This window comes from Bordetella hinzii LMG 13501 (assembly GCF_001548475.1).
In the GTDB taxonomy this organism is placed as follows: domain Bacteria; phylum Pseudomonadota; class Gammaproteobacteria; order Burkholderiales; family Burkholderiaceae_B; genus Bordetella; species Bordetella hinzii.
Window position 1 is genome coordinate 126,690 of record NZ_LRUJ01000010.1, and the last position, 20,249, is coordinate 146,938.

A 20,249-nucleotide genomic window follows, 5' to 3' on the forward strand; every position below is an offset into this window, starting at 1 on the left:
ATGAAACCCCGCCTGCTCTGCGCAGCCCTGCCGCTGGCGCTGGCCGGCTGCGCGCTGGCGCCCGACGGCCGGACCCCGGACATGCCCCATCCCGCGCACTATGGCGTGGCCGCCACGCCGCCGGCCACCGTGTCCGCGCAAGGCGTGGCGCAGCGCCTCATCCCGGGCGGCGGCGCCGTCGCGCAATGGTGGCGCGGCTATGGGTCGCCCGAATTGGATGCCTGGGTCGACGAGGGCCTGGCCAACAGCCCCGACCTGGCCGCGGCCGACCGCAGCCTGGCGGCCGCGCGCGAACAGCTGCGCGCCCAGGTGGGCGAATCCATGCTGCCCTCGGTGGACGCGGGCGCCCAGGCCAACCGCCAGCGCCAGCTGGGCCTGCCCGTCTTCGAATCGCCCACCGCCCTCTACAACACCTTTGTCGGCCAGGTGCGGGCCCAATACACGTTCGACCTGTTCGGCGCCTCGCGCTACGCCAACGCGGCGCTGGCGGCCCGCGTCGACCAGCAGGCCCTCAGGCTGGAGGCCTCGCGCCGCGCGCTGGCCGCCAACATCGTCACCACCGCCATCACCGCCGCCGCGCTGCGCGAACAAGTGGAGCTGACGCAGCGCCAGGCCACGCTGGCGCGCGAGGTCGCGCGCGATGCGCGGCGCCGCTTCGAACTGGGATCCGCCTCGCAGCAGGAAGCCCTGGACGCCGACCAGAATGCCAACGACATCGCCGCCGGCCTGCCGGGCCTGCGCAGCCGCTGGCAGGCCACGCGCCACGCCCTGGCCGTGCTGCTGGGCCGCACGCCCGACCAGGCGCCGCCCGACCTGGCCTATGCGCGTCTCCAGGTGCCGGCCGACATCCCGGTGAGCGTCCCTTCGCAACTGCTGGCCCAGCGGCCCGACATCCTGGCGGCCGACGCCGCCCTGAAGGGCGCGGCGGCCGAAGTCGGCGCGCGCACCGCCCAGATGCTGCCCCAGCTGTCCCTGTCGGCCTCCATGGGCCGCGGCGGCTTTGACTGGGGCCGCGCGCTGTCCGGCGCCGGCGGCGGCATCTGGGCCATCGGCGCTTCGCTGACCCAGCCGCTGTTCCATGGCGGCGCGCTCATGGCCGAGCGCCGCGCCGCGCAGCAGGAGTACGAAGGCGCGGCCGCGCAATACCGCCAGACCGTGCTGTCGGCCTTTCGCAATGTGGCCGACAGCCTGGCCGCGCTGGAAGCCGACAACGAAGCCTTGGCCGCGGCCGAGGCCGCGCGGCGCGCCGCCGAAGGTTCCTGGCGCAACACCGCTCGCCGCGTCGAATTGGGCGCCTTGCCCGGCTACCAGGGCCGCGCCGCCGAGCTGCACTATGTGCAGGCGCGCGTGGCCGAACTGCGCTACAGCAGCGACCGGCTCGGCGCCACCGCGGCGCTTTTCCACGCCATGGGAACCACGCAGCCGCCCACGCCGCCCTCCGGGCCGCTCAGGCCTGCGCCGGCTCGCGCAACAGCATCACCAGCTTGAGTTCCGGGTGGGTGGCCAGGCGGAAGGTCACCTGCTGCAAGCGCAACAGGCCGCGCGCGGGATGGTCGAAATCGCGCAGCCCGCCCTCGCGCTCGACCACCGCATGGCGGGTCCACCAGTGGGCGAACACGGCGCTGGAGCGCACCAGCTCGTCGATCAGGCCGCGCACATCGGACTCGTCGAGGTGGGCGCCGGCATCGGCGCGGAACTCCGCCACCACGCGCCGGGCGCGCTGCTCCCAGTCCACCACCAGCGAGCGGGCCGCCGGATCCAGAAAGATGTAGCGCAGCAGATTGGGCTGCGGATCGCGCTCGGGCCAATGGTCAAAGAGTTCGCGCATGGCGCTGTTGCTGGCCAGCACCTGCCAGGCGCGGTCCAGCACATAGGCCGGCGCGGAGACGGCGTCCACGCAGGCCTGCAACAGCAGGCCGGCGGCCCCGGCGGGTTCGTCGCGCGGATGCTGGGGGTCGGCGCATTCGGCCAGCTCGAACAGATAGGCGCGTTCGGCGCGCGCCAGCTGCAGCACATTGGCGATGCGCGACCACACCGCCGGCGAGACGGAAACCTCGCGGCCCTGCTCGATCCAGGTGTACCAGGTGACGCTGATATCCGACAGCTGGGCCACTTCTTCGCGGCGCAGGCCCGGGGTGCGGCGGCGCGAGCCCGCCGGCAGCCCGGCCATTTGCGGGGTGATGCGCGAACGGGCGTTGCGCACGAATTCGCCCAGGGTCTGGCGGCGCAGGGTGGAGCCCGGGGTGGCACTATTCATACCAGGATGGCCTATGGTCTTGTACGGGTACTGTCGATTGCCTATCTTAGCCGGCATCCCCCTACCCGCGCATAAAGGAAATTCCATGACCGCACCCAGCCATGACGCCGCCGTCCAACGCCAGTTCAGCCCCCAGGCCTCGGCCTACCTGACCAGCGCGGTGCACGCCCAGGGCGAAGACCTGAAACAAATGGCCGGCATCGCGGCCGCCCACCCCGGCGCGCGCGTGCTGGACCTGGGCTGCGGCGGCGGCCATGTGAGCTTCAATGTGGCGCCGTTGGTGGCCGAGGTGGTGGCCTACGACCTGTCGCAATCCATGCTGGACGTGGTGGCCGCCGAGGCCGCCAAGCGCGGCCTGGGCAATCTGCGCACCTGTCGCGGCAAGGCCGAGCAGCTGCCGTTCGGCGACGGCGAGTTCGACCTGGTGATGAGCCGCTATTCCACCCACCACTGGGAAGATCCCGGCCTGGGCCTGCGCGAAGCGCGCCGGGTGCTCAAGCCGGGCGGCCTGGCCGTCTTCGCCGACGTGGTCTCGCCCGGCCAGGCCCTGCTCGACACCTGGATACAGACCATCGAGGTGCTGCGCGATACCTCGCATGTGCGCGACTATTCGCAGGCCGAATGGCTGGCCATGCTGGCCGATGCCGGTTTCGTGCTGCAAGGCATGACCTTGCGCCGCCTGCCGCTGGAGTTTTCGTCCTGGGTGGCGCGCATGCGCACGCCCGAAGCCCTGGTGCGCGCGCTGCGCGAGATGACGGCGATCGCCCCGCAGCCGGTCAAGGCGCACTTCGAGATCCAGGACGACGGGTCCTTTACCAGCGACAACGCCGTCATCGTGGTCATCAAGCCTTGAGGCGCGCGCGCGCTCAGCCGCCCAGGTTGGGCGCCAGGGTGCGCCGCACGTCCTCCTCGGTCCGGCCGCTGCGGGCCACGTAGTCGGCCAGCTGGTCCTCGCCGATGGGGCCCACATTGAAGTACTGCGACTCGGGGTGGCTGAAGTAAAAGCCCGAGACGCTGGAGGCGGGGAACATCGCGTAGCTGTCGGTCAGCGCCATGCCGATGTCCTCGGCCTCCAGCACACGGAACATATCGGTCTTGACGACATGCTCCGGGCAGGCGGGATAGCCAGGCGCCGGGCGGATGCCGACATACTTCTCGGCGATGAGGGCCTCGTTGTCGAGCTGCTCGTCGGCCGCATAGCCCCACAGATCGCGCCGCACGCGGGCATGCAGGCACTCGGCGAAGGCCTCGGCCAGCCGGTCGGCCAGCGACTTGAGCATGATGCTGGAGTAGTCGTCCAGCGCCGCCTGGAACTCGGCCTCTTTTTTCTCGATGCCCAGGCCGGCGGTGACCGCGAACAGCCCGATATAGTCCAGCTTGCCGCTGTCCTTGGGCGCGATATAGTCGGCCAGGCTCTTATTGCTCACGCCTTCGCGCTTGACGCCCTGCTGGCGCAGGTTGCGGTAGGTGAACAGCACCTCGCTGCGGGTCTCGTCGCGATAGACCTCGATATCCTCGTCATTGACCCGGTTGGCCGGATAGAAGCCGATCACGCCGTTGGCGGTCAGCCAGCGGCCCTCGATGATGCGCTTGAGCATGGCCTGCCCATCGGCATAGACCTTGCGCGCCTGCTCGCCCACGACCTTGTCGTCCAGGATGGCCGGGAAGGCCCCGAATAGACTCCACGTGATGAAGAAGGGCCCCCAATCGATGTAGCGCGCGATCTCGGCCAGGTCATAGCTCTTGAAGGCGCGCCGGCCGATGAACTTGGGGCGCGGCGGCGTATAGCCGGCCCAGTCGATCTGCGGACGCGAGGCGCGCGCCTCGGCCAGCGGCATGAGCGGCGTGGCCTTGCGATTGGCATGGCGGCGGCGCACGTCTTCGTACTCTTGCGCCAACTCGTCCAGATAGGCTTGCGCCTGGTCGGACATCAGGCTGGTGGCCACGCCCACCGAGCGGCTGGCGTCGGGCACATAGATCACCGGGCCTTCGTAGTTGGGCGCGATCTTCACGGCCGTGTGCACGCGGCTGGTGGTGGCCCCGCCTATCATCAGCGGCGTCTTGCGCTCGCGGAAATAGGGATCCCGCTGCATCTCGGAGGCCACATAAGCCATTTCTTCGAGGCTGGGCGTGATCAGGCCGGACAGGCCGATGATGTCGGCGTTCTCTTCCTTGGCCTTGTCCAGGATCTGCGCGCACGGGACCATGACGCCCATGTTGACGACTTCGAAGTTGTTGCACTGCAAGACCACCGAGACGATGTTCTTGCCGATGTCGTGCACGTCGCCCTTGACGGTGGCGATGACGATCTTGCCCTTGGCGCGCACGTCGCCGCCGGAGGCCGCGATCTGGCGCTTTTCTTCCTCGATGAAGGGGATGAGGTGGGCCACGGCCTGCTTCATCACGCGGGCCGATTTCACCACCTGCGGCAAGAACATCTTGCCCGCGCCGAACAGGTCGCCGACGACGTTCATGCCGTCCATCAACGGGCCCTCGATCACCTCGATGGGACGCCCGCCGCGCGCGGCAATCTTCTGGCGCACCTCTTCGGTGTCCTCGACAATGAAGCTCGTGATGCCATGCACCAGCGCATGGGCCAGCCTCTCCTCGACCGGCTTGGCGCGCCAGGCCAGGTCTTCTTCCTTCTTGGCGCCCGAGCCGCGGATGGTGTCGGCGAACTGCACCAGGCGCTCGGTGGGCGTGCGCTCGTCGCCGGGCTCTGTCTTGCCCAGGGGCTCGGCGCGGTCCAGGATCACATCCTCGACCAGGTCGCGCAAGGCGGGATCCAGGTCGGCGTAGACGCCCAGCTGGCCCGCGTTGACGATGCCCATGGTCAGGCCTTCGCGGATGGCGTAATACAGGAAGACCGTGTGGATGGCCTCCCGCATCGGCTCGTTGCCGCGGAAGGAGAAGCTCACATTGGAGATGCCGCCCGAAATCCGCGCATGCGGCAGGTTCTGGCGTATCCAGCGCGTGCCCTCGATGAAGTCGACGGCATAGTGGTTGTGCTCGTCGATGCCCGTGGCCACGGCGAACACATTGGGATCGAAAATAATGTCCTCGGGCGGGAAGCCTTCTTCCTCGACCAGGATGCGATAGGCGCGGCCGCAGATCTCGCGGCGCCGCTGCAGCGTGTCGGCCTGCCCCTGTTCGTCGAAAGCCATGACGACCACGGCCGCGCCGTACAGCCGGCACAGGCGGGCATGTTCCCGGAAAGGCGCCTCGCCTTCCTTCATGGAGATGGAGTTGACCACCGCCTTGCCCTGCACGCATTTCAGGCCCGTCTCGATCACCTCCCACTTGGAGCTGTCGATCATGATGGGCACCCGGGCGATATCGGGCTCGGAGGCGATCAGGTTCAGGAAGCGGTGCATGCAGGCCACCGAATCCAGCATGGCCTCGTCCATGTTGATGTCGATGATCTGCGCGCCGTTCTCGACCTGCTGGCGCGCCACCGCCAGGGCCTCATCGTATTTCTCTTCGCGGATCAGGCGGGCGAACATCTTGGAGCCGGTGACGTTGGTGCGCTCGCCGACGTTGACGAAAAGGGTGTCTTCGTCGATGTTGAGCGGCTCCAGGCCCGACAGGCGGGTCTTGACCGGCACGTCCGGCACCACGCGCGGCGTCAGGCGCTCGATTTTTTCGGCGATCGCGCGGATGTGATCCGGCGTCGTGCCGCAGCAGCCGCCCGCCATGTTGACCAGCCCCGAGGCGGCGAACTCCTCCAGCAGGGCCGAGGTGTCGGCCGGCGTCTCGTCAAAGCCGGTCTCCGCCATGGGGTTGGGCAGGCCCGCATTGGGGTAGACGCAGACATAGGTGTCGCAGATCTTGGACAGCTCGGCCACATAGGGCCGCATCAAGGCCGCGCCCAGCGCGCAGTTCAGGCCGATGGTGACCGGGCGCGCATGGCGCACGGAGTTCCAGAAGGCCTCCACGGTCTGGCCCGACAGGATCCGGCCCGAGGCGTCGGTCACGGTGCCGGAGATCATGACGGGCAGCCGCACGCCGCGCTCGGCAAAGACCTGTTCGACCGCGAAGATAGCCGCCTTGGCGTTGAGCGTGTCGAAAATGGTCTCGATCAGCACGATGTCGATCTCGCCGTCGAGCAGGCCGTTCAATTGTTCGACATAGGCCAGGCGCAATTCGTCGAATGTGACATTGCGCGCGCCCGGGTCGTTGACGTCGGGCGAAATGGACGCCGTCTTGGGCTGGGGGCCCAGCGCGCCGGCCACGAAGCGCGGCCGCTCGGGCGTGCTGTAGGCGTCACAGGCCTCGCGCGCCAGCCGGGCCGACACCAGGTTCAGTTCATAGGCCAGCCCGGGCAGGTCATAGTCGCCCTGGGCGATCGAGGTCGCCCCGAAGGTATTGGTTTCGATGACGTCGGCGCCCGCCTCCAGGTACTGGCGGTGGATCTCCGAAATCACCTGGGGCCGCACCAGGGACAGCAGCTCGTTGTCGCCCTTCAGGTCCTTGTGGTGCTCGGCAAAGCGCTCGCCGCGGAAGTCCGCCTCGCTCAGCTTGTAGCGCTGGATCATGGTGCCCATGGCGCCGTCCAGTATCAGGATGCGCTCGCCCAGGAGACGAACGAAATCGGCGCCGCGCGTATAGGCGGACAGCGGATAAGGCATGCGGGGATAAGACACAACGAGGTCCCAGTGTGGCAAAAAAGGCAAAAAATGCCCGAAATGAACACTAGATGGTAACAAAATGGGCTTAATCCCGGCAGGACGGTGATACAGTTCCGACCCCGAACCGGTACTTTCGGCGCCCCCGGGCGTGCGCAAGATTTAAACGGGAAACAGGAAGGCCATGCCGCCGCGAGGCGGCCGCCCAGCCTGTGCTGCCCCCGCAACGGTCCCCACGGCGTTTCCGCCGTGGCAGCCCGACACCGGCCGGTTCGCTAGCCGGGCACGCCCCTCGCCGGGGCGGCCCTTATCCCGAGAACGACGTGCGGGGTCGCGCGTCAACCGAGAGCCTGTCAATGAAAACCCGCTCCCTCCGGCGCTACGCCGGTGTCCTCGCCGTGGCCGCCCCGGTTGCCGCCGGCGCCCAGCAAGCCGCCACGCCCGAACTCGCTCCCGTCGTGGTCACCGGCAGCCTTACCCAGCAAGAACAGAAAGACGCCCTCGGCGACATCAGCGTGATCGACCGCGCCGCCATCGAGCGCGCCGGCCAGAGCAGCGTGGCCGAGCTGCTGCAGCGCCAGCCTGGCGTGGAAATCAACAACAACGGCGGCCCGCAGACGGCCACCAGTATCTTTCTGCGCGGCGCCAACGCCAACCAGACGCTGCTGCTGGTCGACGGCCGCCGCATGAACACCGCCACCCTGGGCGCGGGCGACTTCCAAGGCATGCCCCTGGATAACATCGAGCGCATCGAGATCCTGCGCGGCACGGCCAGCAGCCTCTATGGCGCGGACGCCATCGGCGGCGTGATCAACATCATCACGCGCAAGGGCGGCGGCGACCGCCCCCTGAGCGTGCACGGCAATGTGGGCTATGGCACGCACGACACCAGCCGCGTAAGCGTGGGCCTGGACGGCGCCGCCAACGGCTGGCGCTACGCGCTGGATGCCGGCTATGGCCGCAGCCGCGGCTACAACGCCACGGCCAAGACCGTGGGCGGCGCGCCCAACTGGGGCTACAACGCCGACCGCGACGGCTACGAGCAAGACAATGTGTCCGGGTCGCTGGGCTACACCTGGAAGCCCGGCCAGGAAATCGCCTTCGACTTCTATCACAGCAAGCTCAACGGCCAGTTCGACGCCGGCGGCGGCACGCCGCCGATGAACGAATACGACGACCGCCTGCGCCAGATCATCAACCTCTACACGCTCAGCAGCACCAACCAATTGACCGGCTGGTGGCGCAGCACCCTGCGCCTGAGCCAGAGCAACGACACCCAGCGCAACCTGGTGGCCCCCGGCACCTACGGCTATCCGGAAGACGGCCGGACGCGCTTTCGCACCCGCCAGGAGCAATACACCTGGCAGAACGACTTCCAGGTGGCCGCCAACCAGACCGTGACCGTGGGCTATGAGTTCCTCAAGCAGCGCGTCGACGGCGATCTGTACGACGCCTCGGCCCCCTGGCCGGCGCCGCCCTCCATCGCCGGCTACGGCGTGGACTCGCGCATCACCAATTCCTTCTTCGGCGAATACCGCGCCCGCTTCGACCGCCACCATCTGCAGCTCAATGTGCGCAGCGACCACAACACGCTGTACGGCGGCAAGGTCACCGGCGGCGCCGAATACGGCTTCGATATCACCCCGAACCTGCGCGCCGGCATCGGCGCGAGCACGGGCTTCCGGGCGCCGACCTTCAATGACCTGTATTGGCGCAACGATGGCGGCACGGTGGGCAACCCCGACCTGAAGCCGGAGAGCTCGCGCAATATCGAACTCTCGCTGAACTACGCCGACGAAACCACGACCGCCGGCATCGTGGCCTACCGCAACCGCGTCAAGGACATGATCGTCTGGGCCGACCGCAACGACGGCTCCTTCCTGTGGTCGCCGATGAACATCGGCCGCGCCGAGCTGCGCGGCATCACCCTGACCGGCAGCCAGCGCTTCGGCCAGACCACGCTGCGGGCCAGCGCCGACTTCCAGGACCCGCACGACCGCGACAGCGGCAACGTGCTGCCCCAGCGCGCGCGCCAGGTCTACCGCGCCAGCGCCGAACAGCGCTTCGGCCCGGCCAGCGCCGGCATCGAGTACCTGTGGTCCGGCTCGCGCTACAACGACGCGGCCAACAAGCAGGAACTGGGCGGCTATGGCCTGGTCAATCTCACCGCCTCCTACGACGTGAGCAAGAACCTGACGGCCCAGCTGCGCTGGAACAATGTCTTCAACAAGGACTACACCTTGGCGCGCGGCTACCACACGCCGGGTTCGACGGTGTTCATGAACCTGGCCTGGCGCATGTAGACCGGCGCGGGTAGGATGGGCGGCGCAATTTCCTCCTTGAGGGCATGAGCTTGTTGCGGACCCTGCTTCTCGTCGCCTGGGCGCTGGCCGGCCTGCCGGCCGGCGCCCAGCCCATCGCGCTGACCGACGACGCCGGGCGCGCCGTCTCCCTGCCGGGCCCCGCCCGGCGGGCCATCGCCCTCACCCCCCACGCCACCGAACTGGCCTACGCGGCCGGCGCCGGCGCCTACCTGGCCGGCGCCGCGCGCGGCAGCGACTATCCCCCCGCCGCCCGCGAGCTGCCCAGCGTGGGCGACGCCTTCCAGCCCGACCTCGAACGCCTGCTGGGACTGGCCCCCGACCTGTTGATCGCCTGGCAGCCCTCGGCCACCGGCACGCTGGCCGGCCTGCCCGCCAAATGGGGGATCCCCATCTACTACAGCGATCCGCGCAAGCTGGACGACATCCCCGCCGCCATCGAGCAGTTCGGCCGGCTGTTCGGCACCGAAGCCGTCGCCCGGGACGAGGCGCGGCGGCTGCGCGCCCGTCTGCAGGAGCTGCGCCGCCGCTACGCCCACGTCAGGCCGGTGCGTGTCTTCGTCCAGGCGGGCGTGCAACCTCTGTACACCATCAGCGACAACAGCATCATCGGCGACGCCCTGCGCCTGTGCGGCGCAGTCAACGTCTTCGGCGCCTCCCAGCTGCTCGCCTCCCAGGTCAGCATCGAGGGCGTGCTGGCCGCCGCCCCCGAGGCCGTGGTGGCCGGCGTGAGCTCGGCGCGAGAGGCCGAAACCCTGCAGCACGATTGGCGCGCCACCGGCCTGCCCGCCGCCCGCGCCGGCCATGTCTATGCGGTGGACGCCGACACGCTGTACCGCCCGGGCCCCCGCCTGATCGAAAGCGCGGCGACGCTTTGCGAGCAGATCGACCGCGCCAGGCGGCAATAGGCGCGGCCGGCATAGGCGCGGCCGGCATCGGCGCGGCCGGCATCGGCGCGGCCGGACAAAGACCCGGCCGCCGCCAGGGTCGGGGCGGCGGCGGCCGGCGGGTGCTTTATCATTGGGGCGTCGCTTGTTTTCCGGCCGGGCCCCGCCCGCCGTCCCGTCCCGCATCGCCATGAACTCACCAGACCTTCTCACCATCGCCGGCAAAAGCTACTCGTCCCGCCTCCTGGTCGGCACCGGCAAGTACAAAGACTTCGAGGAAACCCGCGCCGCGCTGGATGCCAGCGGCGCGCAGATCGTCACGGTCGCCATTCGCCGCACCAACATCGGCCAGAACCCCGGCGAGCCCAGCCTGCTGGATTACGTGCCGCCATCGCGTTTCACGCTGCTGCCCAACACCGCCGGCTGCTACACCGCCGAAGACGCCGTGCGCACCCTGCGCCTGGCGCGCGAGCTGCTCGACGGCCACGACCTGGTCAAGCTGGAAGTCCTGGGCGACCCCACCAATCTTTTCCCCAACATGCCCGAGACGCTCAAGGCCGCCAAGACCCTGGTCGACGAAGGTTTCAAGGTCATGGTGTACTGCACCGACGACCCCATCCAGTGCCGCATGCTGGAGGACCTCGGCGTGTCGGCCATCATGCCGCTGGCCTCGCTGATCGGCTCGGGCATGGGCATCCTCAACCCCTGGAACCTGCGCCTGATCATCGACCAGACCCAGCTGCCGGTCATCGTCGATGCCGGCGTGGGCACGGCCTCCGATGCCACCATCGCCATGGAAATGGGCTGCGACGCCGTCCTCATGAATACCGCCATCGCCGGCGCCAAGGATCCGGTGCGGATGGCCAGCGCCATGAAAAAGGGCGTGGAAGCCGGCCGCGAGGCCTACCTCGCCGGCCGCGTGCCGCGCAAGCTGTACAGCGGCGTGCCCTCCTCGCCGACCGAAGGCATGATCGCGCCGGCCAAATGAGCGCGACCTCCGCATCGGCCCAGACGCGCCGCATCCCCAATGCCCTGACCATCGCCGGCGTGGACCCCTCGGGCGGCGCTGGCATCCTGGCCGACGTCAAGGCCATGAGCGCGCTGGGCGCCTATGGCTGCGCCGTCATCGCCGCGCTGACCGCCCAGAACACCCAGGGCGTGACGGGCATCCTGCCGGTCGATCCGGCTTTCGTCGGCCAGCAGATCGACACGCTGTTCGCCGACGTCCGCATCGATGCCGCCAAGATCGGCATGGTCGGCCAGGAACCGGTCATCCGTGTCGTGGCCGAAAAGCTGGCGCGCTGGACGCCGGCCCACGTCGTGCTCGACCCGGTCATGGTGGCCAAAAGCGGCGACCTGCTGCTCGAACGCGGCGCCGTCGGCGCCATGCGCGAGTCGCTGCTGCCGCAGGCCACGCTGCTCACCCCCAATCTGCCCGAAGCCGGCGTGCTGCTCGAAGAACGGCCGGTCGAGACCATCAAGGAAATGCGCCGCGTGGCCGAAAAGCTGCGCAACAAGCTGGCCTATTCCGGCCAGCGCTGGGTGCTCCTGAAGGGCGGGCACCTGCCCGGCAGCGAAACCGTGGACCTGCTGCACGACGGCGACCGCATGCTGGAGCTGCCCGGCCGGCGCATCGACACGGCCAACACCCACGGCACCGGCTGCACGCTGTCGGCCGCGCTGGCGGCCCTGTTGCCGCAAACCGGGGACGTACCGGAGGCGGCCCGCCGCGCCAAGGCCTATCTCACCGAGGCCATCCGCCACGCCGACCGCCTGTCGGTCGGGTCGGGCCATGGCCCGGTGCACCACTTCTCCGCGTGGTGGTAATCCCGCAGCCCGCCCCGCCACGGGGAGCCGGTACAATGGCCTGTTAGTTCACTGTCCATCTTTTTTTCAAGCCGTCATGAACGCTTCAACCCTGCCCGACGTAGAACAAGCCCGTTTCAACATGGTGGAGCAACAGATCCGCCCCTGGAATGTCCTGGACCCGCGCGTCCTGGATGCCCTGTTCGCCGTGCGCCGGGAACAGTTCGTGCCGCCGGCCCTGCGCGCCCTGGCCTTCTCCGACCTGGAGCTGCCGCTCGAAATCAACGCGGTGGACACCCGCCAGAACATGCTGGCGCCCAAGCTGGAAGCCCGCCTGGCCCAGGAGCTGCAGCTGCAGCCCACGGACTGCGTGCTGGAGATCGGCACCGGCTCGGGCTACCAGGCCGCCCTGCTGGCCCATCTGGCCCAGCAGGTCACCACGGTGGAGATCGACAGCCGCCTGGTGGCCTTCGCGCAGCAAAACCTCCAGCTGAACAACATCACCGACGTCAAGATCGAGACCGGCGACGGCCGCAATGGCTGGGGTTCGACCGAATATGACGCCATCCTGGTCACCGGCTCGGTGCCCGTGGTGCCCGACGCGCTCAAATACCAGCTGCGCGTGGGCGGCCGCCTGGTCGTGGTCGTGGGCGAAGCCCCCATCATGACGGCCTGTCGCATCACCCGCACCACCGCCGCCAGCTTCGAGACGGTGGAGCTCTTCGAAACCGTCATCAAACCTCTGCGCGGCACCGCCGTTTCGCACTTCAAATTCTGAAAGAATGCGCGTCCGGTCCGTTGCGGCAGTACTGACTCTGTTCTGCGCCGCGGCAACCGGCGCTTGCGCACATGCCCAGGACCTCATGCAGGTCTGGCGCGATGCCCTGGCCCATGACCCGGTTTATGCCGCCGCCCGCGCGGCCTACCGGGCCAATACCGAAAAACTGCCCCAGGCCCGGGCCGGCCTGCTGCCCCTGGTCAGCGGCGAGACCGGCGGCGTCTACAACGAGGCGCGCAGCACGCGCGGCCTGGCCTACGACAGCAGCGGCGGGCGCGGCACCTGGGACCTCGTCCTGACCCAGCCCCTTTTCGACTGGGGCCGCTGGCAGCGTTTCGAACAGTCCAAGCTGGTGGTGGCCGATGCCGAGGTCCAGCTGCAGCAATCCCTGCAAGGGCTGCTGCTGCGGGTGGCCGACGCCTATTTCGGCATCCTGCGGGCCCAGGATGCGCTGACGGCCACCGAGGCCGAGAAGGCCGCCGTGGCCGAACAGCTGGCCGCCGCCCGGCGCAAGTTCGAACTCGGCAATGCCACCATCACCGACACCTACGAGGCCCAGGCGCGCTACGACCTGATCCTCGCCGAGGAACTGCGCCTGCAGAACGAGGTGCAGACCCAGCGCGACATCCTCACCAAGATCATCGGCCAGGCGCCCGGCGCCCTGGCCGAACTGCCCGCGGGCGTGGCGCTGCCCATGCCGCAGCCCGCCCGCCTGGCCGACTGGTCGGACCAGGCCCAGGGCGCCTCGCTGGACGTGCTGCGGGCCCAGCTGCAGACCCGCATCGCCGGACGCGATATCGAGATCGCGCGTTCCGGCCACTATCCGACGCTCAATCTGCGCGCCTCCAGCGGCAGCGCCTCTGACGGCGTGCTCAAGGGCACCGGGCCCGGCCGGCCCATCGAGAACACCGTCGGCGTGACCTTGTCCATCCCGCTTTACGCCGGCGGCGGTATCTCCTCTCAGGTAACAGAAAAAGTCCAACTGGAACAAAAAGCCCGCCAGGACTACGAAACCGCCAAGCGGGAGGCGCTGCGCGCCGCCCGTCAATATTTCAATGGCGTGGTCACGGGGCTGGCGCGGGTGCGCGCGCTCGAAGCGGGGGAAAAATCCAGCCGGGCCGCGGTCGAGGCCAACCAGACCGGCTATGAACTCGGGGTGCGCATCAACCTGGATGTGCTCAATGCCCAGCAGCAGCTCTACGCCACGCAGCGCGACTTGGCCCAGGCGCGCTACCAGACCTTGCTCGACGGCCTGCGCCTGAAGGCCACCAGCGGCACCCTGGCCGAGACCGACCTGGACGCCGTCAACCGGCTGCTGCGGCTGCCGCCGCCTTGAACGGCGCGGCGCTCAGGCGCCGCGTATCTTGCGCACCAGCGCCGTGGTCGAACGCTCGAACTGGAAAGGGACCGCCACGGCGCGGCCGCCCCAGCTGCGCACCAGCGCGGTCTCGGGCAGTTTTTCCATATCGTAATCGCCGCCCTTGACGATGATGTCGGGGCGCAATTCGGCGATCAGCGCTTCGGGCGTGTCTTCGTCGAACGCGGTCACCGCATCGACGCATTGCAGCGCGGCCAGCAGCGCGGCGCGGTCGGCCTGGGTGTTCAGCGGCCGCTCCTCGCCCTTGCCCAGGCGGCGCACCGAGGCGTCGGTGTTCACGGCCACGACCAGGCTGGCTCCCAGGCGGGCGGCCTCGTCCAGGTAGGTGGCGTGCCCCCGGTGCAGGAGGTCGAACACCCCATTGGTGAACACCAGCGGACGCGGCAGCTTCCCGGCGGCCACGGCGGCCACCAGGTCTTCGCGCGCATAGATCTTGGATTCGAAGCGGGCTTGGGACATGGCGGGATTGTAACGGCTGCGGCCGCTCAAACCCCGATCAGCACGCCGTCGGATTCGCCGCGCACCGAACGCGCCAGCCGGCCGGCCAGCTCCTTGCGGTAGCGGTTCAGGTCCTTGACGTTCTCGAAGGGGCTGTCCAGCAGCTTGGACAGGATGTGCAGGATGCGGCTGCTCACCTTGTTTTCCCATTGCCCGTCAAAGCGGATCTGGGTGTCCAGCCAGTGCTCCAGCCAGCCCGGCTCGGGCAGGCGCGACTGCACCGTGTCATTGGGGAACAAGGCCTTGTTCACGTGCAGATTGGTCGGGTGCATGGCCTGGTTGCTGCGGCCGGCCGAGGCCATCAGCACGCCGATCTTGGCAAAGGCATGGCGCGCATCGCCGCTGACCGCCTCGCCGCGGTCGTGCAGGGCGCGGCGCATGTATTGCAGGTAGGCGCCGGCGTGGCGCGCCTCGTCCTGGGCGATCGTCTTGTAGATGGCGCGGATGACGGGTTCGGTATGCCAATCGGCGGCGCAGCGGTACCAGTGGTTCAGGCGGATCTCGCCGCAGAAGTGCAGCATCAGCGTCTCCAGCTCGGGAGCCGGATCGAACTCGAAGCGCACTTTGTGCAGTTCTTCCTCGGTGGGCATCAGGTCCGGGCGGAAACGGCGCAGGTACTCCATCAGGACCAGCGAGTGTTTCTGTTCTTCGAAGAACCACACCGACATGAAGGCGCAGAAATCGCTGTCGCCGCGATTGTCGCGCAGGAACATTTCGGTGGCGGGCAGGGCCGCCCATTCGGTGATGGCGTTCATCTTGATGGTGAACGCCTGCTCCTCGGACAGCTTGCTGCGGTCGAAATCGTCCCAGGGAATGTCGGTCGCCATGTTCCAGCGCACGGCTTCCATGGTCTTGAAGAGGTCAGGATAAAGCATGAGTCGCCCTTTTTGGAGTTCCCGCTGAAAAGCTCAGGGTGTGGGAGAGACGCTCAAGTCCCGGTCTCCCCTGTTCCACAGGTTTATAGGAATGGTTCTAGTTATCGCCCGCCAACACGAAGCTGTCGTGACAGCGCGGTGACGAACTTATGACAGTGCGGGGCTTACAACACGTGCACCGCCTTATCTCGTCAGCGCCCACAGCGCCACCGCGATCCCCACGGCAAGCACCGCGGTCAGCGCGGCCACCAGGCGATTGCCCTGCTCCTGCGCTTGGCGCAGGCGCTGCATCTCGGCCAGCATCTGGGGCGAGACATTGGGGCGGCTCAGATAGTCGTGCATCAGCCGGGGCATGGCCGGCAACATCTGCGACCACTGCACCGCCTCCTTGGCCAGGCTGCGTTTCAGGCCATCCCAACCCACCCGCTGGCGCATCCAGCGCTCCAGGTAGGGCTTGGCCGTCTTCCACAGGTCGAGGTTGGGATCCAGCTGCCGCCCCAGGCCCTCGACATTGAGCAAGGTCTTCTGCAACAACACCAGCTGAGGCTGGATTTCGACGTTGAAGCGCCGCGAGGTCTGGAACAGGCGCAGCAGCACCTGGCCCAGCGAGATCTCGGCCAGCGGCCGGTCGAAATAAGGTTCGCAGACCGCGCGCACCGCGCCTTCGAGCTCTTCTTCGCGCGTGTCGGGCGGCACCCAGCCCGATTCGATATGCAATTGCGCCACGCGCCGGTAATCGCGGCGAAAGAAAGCCAGGAAGTTCTGCGCCAGGTAATTCTTGTCGAACTCCGAGAGCGAACCCACGATGCCGAAATCCAGGGCGATATAGCGCCCCAGCGTGGCCGGATTGTCGGAGACGTAGATATTGCCCGGGTGCATGTCGGCATGGAAAAAACCATCCGTGAACACCTGAGTGAAGAAAATCTCCACGCCGCTGCGCGCCAGCGTCGGGATGTCGATGCCAGCGGCGCGCAGGCGGTCTATCTGCCCCACCGGCACGCCGTACATGCGCTCCATGGTGAACACGGTGCTGGCCGTGAACTCCCAGATCACCTCGGGCACGATCAGGATGTCGCCTCGGCCCGATTCCGGGCTGAAGTTGCGGCGCAGCTGGCTGCAATTCGAGGCCTCGCGCACCAGGTCCAGCTCATCGTGCAGATACTTGTCGAACTCGGCCACCACCTCGCGCGGTTTGAGCCGCCGGCCATCGGGGCCCAGACGCTCGATGACGCGCGCCACGATGCGCAGCAGCGCCATGTCCTTCTCGATGACTTCGCGCATGCCCGGACGCAGGACCTTGACCGCCACCTCGCGGCCATCGTGCAGGACGGCGAAGTGCACCTGGGCGATGGACGCCGAGGCCACCGGATCGGTCTCGAACTGGGCGAACAGCTGCGTGGGCGGCGCGCCCAGCGCCGCCTCGATGGAGGCGGCCGCCTGCGCCGAAGGGAAAGGCGGCACGCGGTCCTGCAGCAGCGCGAGTTCGTTGGCGATGTCGGCGGGGATGAGATCGCGCCGGGTGGACAATACCTGCCCGAACTTGACGAAAATAGGCCCCAGCGACTCCAGCGCCCGGCGCAGGCGTTCGCCGCGCGGAGCGCGCGGCCGCGTGCCCAGGCGCATGACGCGCAGCAGGCAGGTCGCCAGCGGGTGGTTCAGGCTGGACAGCACCAGCTCGTCCAGGCCGTAGCGCAGCGACACGAAGATAATGCGCAGCAGGCGCAGGAAAGTCATCATGACCTCGCGCCCCCGGGCGCCAGGCCCGCCAGCCGGGCCTGCAGGGCGGCGACCGAGTGCGCCAGGCGCTGCGTCTCGCGCTCCAGGTCGGCTTGGTCCAGACGCCATTGCTCCAGGGCCGGCCTGCCGGCCAGCATGCCGCTTTCTTCGGCCAGGTATTCGGCGGCGTTGCCCGCCAGCCGGCCCGCGGCCTGCCGCGAGCCTTGCAGCACGGCCTTGGCGCCGGAAATCAGGCGCAAAGCCGGGATATCACCCACCACGCGGGCCAGGTCGTCCTCGACATCCCAGCGCAGGTCCCGCGCCAGATCGGCGACCACCTGGGCCAGGGCGGCATCGCCCGAGATATGCGTGACTTCGGCCAGGTCGGGCCGCGGCGAACCCGGCAGCAGGCGCAGCAGGCTGAAACGCTCGGGCACCGCCGATAGCGTCACATCGGGCACGATGGCCGGATCGGCCTCCTGCAGACGTCCCTCGCTGTCTATGGTCAAGGCCGCGCCGAAGCCGCCCAGCGCAAAGCGCAGGGTCTTGCCGCTGTGGCGGACCAGGCGTTCGCGGGCCCAGGCCTCGCGGTCAAGCAAGGTGTTCAGGACGCGCAAGGCGACACGCGCGGGAGTGGGCAGGACGGGAAATGGCAGCATCGAGGACAAAAGACGGACGAACCCGCTGGGCGAGCATTCCAGGAGTTTACCGTTTTAAGGCGCCGGCGGCCCGGCCAGCCTAGCGGCTGGCCCGCGCCATCAGCGCGTCCAACACGCGCAAGCGATGCTCCGCTTCGTCCGGGCCCACCCCCGGGTCCACCGGAAAGGCCAGGCTGGTCAGGCCCAGCTCGCGGGCTACCGGCAGCGGCGCGGGCGGCGCGAGGCCCGCGCGCCGAAACGCCGCCTCGCGGTAGATCTCGGGGCAGGATCCCTGGAAGGCCCTCACGCCATGCGCCTGCAAGGCCGCCAGCAACCCGTCGCGCGTCCAGCCGGCCCGCAGGGCCCGCGGACGCACGAACAGATAGCAGCGGTAATAGGCATGGCCGATATGGGCCGGCGCACGCGCCACGCGCAAGGCCGGGTAGCGCGCCGCGGCATCCATCAAGGCTTGCGCGCGCTCGCGCCGCGCCGCCACCCAGCCGGCGCACTTGCCTAGCTGGAGACGCCCGATGGCGGCCTGCATCGCCGTCATCCTGGCATTGCCGCCGAACTCCTCATGCACCCATTGGAAGCCCGGACCGGCGCCAGCTGGCCTGCCGGGCTGCTTGCCGTGGTCTTTCAGGCTCCAGACGCGGCGCCAGACGGCCTCGCAGGCGGTGGTCACCATGCCGCCTTCCCCGCCGGTGGACATGATCTTGTCCTGGCAGAACGACCAGGCGGCCGCGTCGCCCAGGCTGCCGGCCGGCCGGCCCCGGTAACTGGCGCCATGGGCCTGCGCGCAGTCCTCCACGGTCTTGATGCCATGCTCGTGCGCCCAGGCCAGGATGCTGTCCATCTCGCACATCCAGCCCGCCAGGTGGACCAGCACCGCGGCGCGCGTGCGCGGCGTGCGGGCCGCCTCCAGGGTCCGCGCCGTGACGTTCTGGCTGTCGGCATCCACGTCGGCGAATACCGGACGGGCGCCAAGGGCCACGATGGCGCTGGCCGAGGCCATGAAAGAACGGGCCGTGACCAGCACCTCATCGCCAGGCCCTATCCCCAGCCCCTTGAGGGCCAGCTCCAGCGCCACCGTGCCATTGGCCAGCGCCACCGCATAGGGCAGGCCCAGGTGCGCGGCATAGGCTTGCTCGAAGGCCGCCACGTCCGGGCCGGACCAGGCATTGCCCTGCCCGCGCGACAGCACATCCGCCACCGCCGCGATCTCGTCCTCGGCATATACCGGCCAGCTCATGGCCCGCCTCCGTCCGAACCCCGGAACTCCTCTCCCGTCGGGCGGCCGGGCGAGCCTATGCCCGTCCCGGCAAGGACGATCCCTGCCGTCCGCCACAGGATGCGCAGGTCCAATCGCCAGCTGGCGTGATCCACGTACCAGACGTCGAGCCGCAGGCGCGCCTCCCAGTCCAGCGCATTGCGCCCATGCACCTGCGCCCATCCCGTCATCCCGGGCCGCAACCCGTGCCGGCGGGCCTGTTCGGGGCTGTAGCGCGGCAGATAATCCAGCAGCAAGGGCCGCGGACCGATGAAGTTCATCTCGCCGCGCACCACGTTCCACAGGCCGGGCAGCTCGTCCAGGCTGCTGCGCCGCAGCCAGCGTCCCAGGCGCGTGAGCCGCGCCGCGTCCGGCTCGCCGTCAAAACGGGGCGCCCGCATGGTGCGCAGCTTATACAGCGGAAACGGCGCGCCCCTCAGGCCGGCGCGCCATTGCCGGAACAGGACCGGCCGGCCCTGCGTCAAGACCAGCGCCAGGGCCAGCGCCGCCAGCAAGGGCGCCAGCAGGACAAGCAGGGCGAGCGCCAGGCCGCGCCGCGCCAGGCCACTAACGCAGGACACGGATCTCGTCCGCCACGAGAGAATCGCGTATGACGCCGGACTCGACATCCTGCCGTATGGCCAGCGTGTCGTAGACCACCACGCCCCGCCCGAGCTTGACCGCCGTCGACTCTCCCCGGTAGCCGTGCACGCCGCCCACCACGCACCCATCGGCCAGGTAGCTGCCGCTGCCGACCTCGCTGCCGCGCTTGACCACGCAATGCGCGCCGATGAAACAGTGATTGCCGATGCTGACGCCGTCCTCGATGATGGCGCCGGGACCAATGATGGTGTTAAAGCCGACCACCGCGCCCGCATCGACGATGCTATGGGGATAGCAAATGGATCCGCTGCCGATACGCGCGTCGCGGCTCACCAGCGCCTCTTCGAACACTGCGCTGCCCAAGGACACGCCCAATGCCTTCAGTCGCGTGAAGATGGCCGTGCGGGGCGAATTGGAGAACATACCGTCGCCAAACAGCAGGCCCTCGGCGTCCGGGCACGCCAGGCTGGCGATGGCGGCCGGGTCGGGCCCGAGATTCGGCAAGCAATCCAGGGTCTGCACGGATGCCTCCGGAAACCTGGCGGCGATAAACCGCCGGACCAGCCCGGGAAGATAGGGTTGAGCAAGAATGATCTG

17 protein-coding genes are annotated in these 20,249 nt (G+C 68.7%); 8 read left to right on the top strand and 9 right to left on the bottom strand.

Translation table 11 applies throughout. From position 1 onward, the window contains the following. The gene (locus AXA74_RS09305; RefSeq protein WP_032979289.1) at positions 1 to 1,488 is read left to right on the top strand and encodes an efflux transporter outer membrane subunit; all 1,488 of its coding nucleotides are present in this window, start codon (positions 1 to 3) and stop codon (positions 1,486 to 1,488) included. Here AXA74_RS09305 and AXA74_RS09310 read toward each other — a convergent pair. Further along, complete coding sequence (locus tag AXA74_RS09310; protein ID WP_032979288.1) at positions 1,448 to 2,257, bottom strand: helix-turn-helix transcriptional regulator; 810 nt, start codon at positions 2,255 to 2,257, stop codon at positions 1,448 to 1,450. The two genes, AXA74_RS09305 and AXA74_RS09310, sit on opposite strands and share 41 nt — an antisense overlap. A gap of 85 nt (positions 2,258 to 2,342) precedes the next feature. Between AXA74_RS09310 and AXA74_RS09315 the strand changes: the two genes are divergently transcribed. Next, positions 2,343 to 3,110 (top strand): class I SAM-dependent methyltransferase, encoded by a 768-nt coding sequence (locus AXA74_RS09315; RefSeq protein WP_029580085.1) that lies wholly within the window; start codon positions 2,343 to 2,345, stop codon positions 3,108 to 3,110. 13 nt (positions 3,111 to 3,123) lie between these two features. Here AXA74_RS09315 and metH read toward each other — a convergent pair whose 3' ends face one another. After that, positions 3,124 to 6,900, bottom strand: coding sequence for a methionine synthase (gene metH / locus AXA74_RS09320; protein ID WP_032957853.1), 3,777 nt, complete (start codon positions 6,898 to 6,900; stop codon positions 3,124 to 3,126). Between the two features lie 338 nt (positions 6,901 to 7,238). Between metH and AXA74_RS09325 the strand changes: the two genes are divergently transcribed. From AXA74_RS09325 to AXA74_RS09350, 6 genes are all read left to right on the top strand, one after another. Continuing rightward, positions 7,239 to 9,185: a TonB-dependent receptor domain-containing protein gene (locus AXA74_RS09325; protein ID WP_032979287.1), complete on the top strand. Its 1,947-nt coding sequence runs from the start codon at positions 7,239 to 7,241 to the stop codon at positions 9,183 to 9,185. 44 nt (positions 9,186 to 9,229) lie between these two features. Further along, positions 9,230 to 10,111 (top strand): ABC transporter substrate-binding protein, encoded by an 882-nt coding sequence (locus AXA74_RS09330; RefSeq protein WP_029580081.1) that lies wholly within the window; start codon positions 9,230 to 9,232, stop codon positions 10,109 to 10,111. A 169-nt stretch (positions 10,112 to 10,280) separates the two neighbouring features. Continuing rightward, a complete protein-coding gene (locus tag AXA74_RS09335) occupies positions 10,281 to 11,078 on the top strand; it encodes a thiazole synthase (protein ID WP_029580080.1) in 798 nt (265 codons plus the stop codon). Continuing rightward, positions 11,075 to 11,917 carry a bifunctional hydroxymethylpyrimidine kinase/phosphomethylpyrimidine kinase gene (gene thiD, locus AXA74_RS09340; RefSeq protein ID WP_032963281.1) on the top strand — a complete coding sequence of 281 codons (843 nt, stop codon included), beginning with the start codon at positions 11,075 to 11,077 and terminating at the stop codon, positions 11,915 to 11,917. Before AXA74_RS09335 ends, thiD begins: the two co-directional genes overlap by 4 nt. A gap of 76 nt (positions 11,918 to 11,993) precedes the next feature. After that, entirely contained in the window at positions 11,994 to 12,674 is a 681-nt protein-coding gene (locus AXA74_RS09345) for a protein-L-isoaspartate O-methyltransferase family protein (protein WP_029580078.1), read from the top strand. 4 nt (positions 12,675 to 12,678) lie between these two features. Then, complete coding sequence (locus AXA74_RS09350) at positions 12,679 to 14,010, top strand: TolC family outer membrane protein (protein WP_029580077.1); 1,332 nt, start codon at positions 12,679 to 12,681, stop codon at positions 14,008 to 14,010. Positions 14,011 to 14,022: 12 nt separating this feature from the next. Here AXA74_RS09350 and rfaE2 read toward each other — a convergent pair whose 3' ends face one another. The 7 genes from rfaE2 to AXA74_RS09385 all read right to left on the bottom strand — a co-directional run bounded on the left by rfaE2 (position 14,023) and on the right by AXA74_RS09385 (position 20,174). Further along, a complete protein-coding gene (gene rfaE2, locus AXA74_RS09355; RefSeq protein WP_029580076.1) occupies positions 14,023 to 14,511 on the bottom strand; it encodes a D-glycero-beta-D-manno-heptose 1-phosphate adenylyltransferase in 489 nt (162 codons plus the stop codon). A 26-nt stretch (positions 14,512 to 14,537) separates the two neighbouring features. Continuing rightward, a complete protein-coding gene (locus tag AXA74_RS09360) occupies positions 14,538 to 15,425 on the bottom strand; it encodes a ferritin-like domain-containing protein (protein ID WP_029580075.1) in 888 nt (295 codons plus the stop codon). Positions 15,426 to 15,608: 183 nt separating this feature from the next. Continuing rightward, positions 15,609 to 17,162 carry a ubiquinone biosynthesis regulatory protein kinase UbiB gene (gene ubiB, locus AXA74_RS09365; RefSeq protein ID WP_029580074.1) on the bottom strand — a complete coding sequence of 518 codons (1,554 nt, stop codon included), beginning with the start codon at positions 17,160 to 17,162 and terminating at the stop codon, positions 15,609 to 15,611. Then, positions 17,159 to 17,800 (bottom strand): ubiquinone biosynthesis accessory factor UbiJ, encoded by a 642-nt coding sequence (locus AXA74_RS09370; protein WP_029580073.1) that lies wholly within the window; start codon positions 17,798 to 17,800, stop codon positions 17,159 to 17,161. The genes ubiB and AXA74_RS09370 overlap by 4 nt, the downstream gene beginning before the upstream one ends. A gap of 79 nt (positions 17,801 to 17,879) precedes the next feature. Then, complete coding sequence (locus AXA74_RS09375) at positions 17,880 to 19,031, bottom strand: DegT/DnrJ/EryC1/StrS family aminotransferase (protein ID WP_032979286.1); 1,152 nt, start codon at positions 19,029 to 19,031, stop codon at positions 17,880 to 17,882. Next, complete coding sequence (locus tag AXA74_RS09380; protein ID WP_032957865.1) at positions 19,028 to 19,630, bottom strand: sugar transferase; 603 nt, start codon at positions 19,628 to 19,630, stop codon at positions 19,028 to 19,030. The genes AXA74_RS09375 and AXA74_RS09380 overlap by 4 nt, the downstream gene beginning before the upstream one ends. Further along, the gene (locus AXA74_RS09385; RefSeq protein WP_223850464.1) at positions 19,617 to 20,174 is read right to left on the bottom strand and encodes an LbetaH domain-containing protein; all 558 of its coding nucleotides are present in this window, start codon (positions 20,172 to 20,174) and stop codon (positions 19,617 to 19,619) included. The genes AXA74_RS09380 and AXA74_RS09385 overlap by 14 nt, the downstream gene beginning before the upstream one ends. Positions 20,175 to 20,249 lie beyond the last annotated feature (75 nt).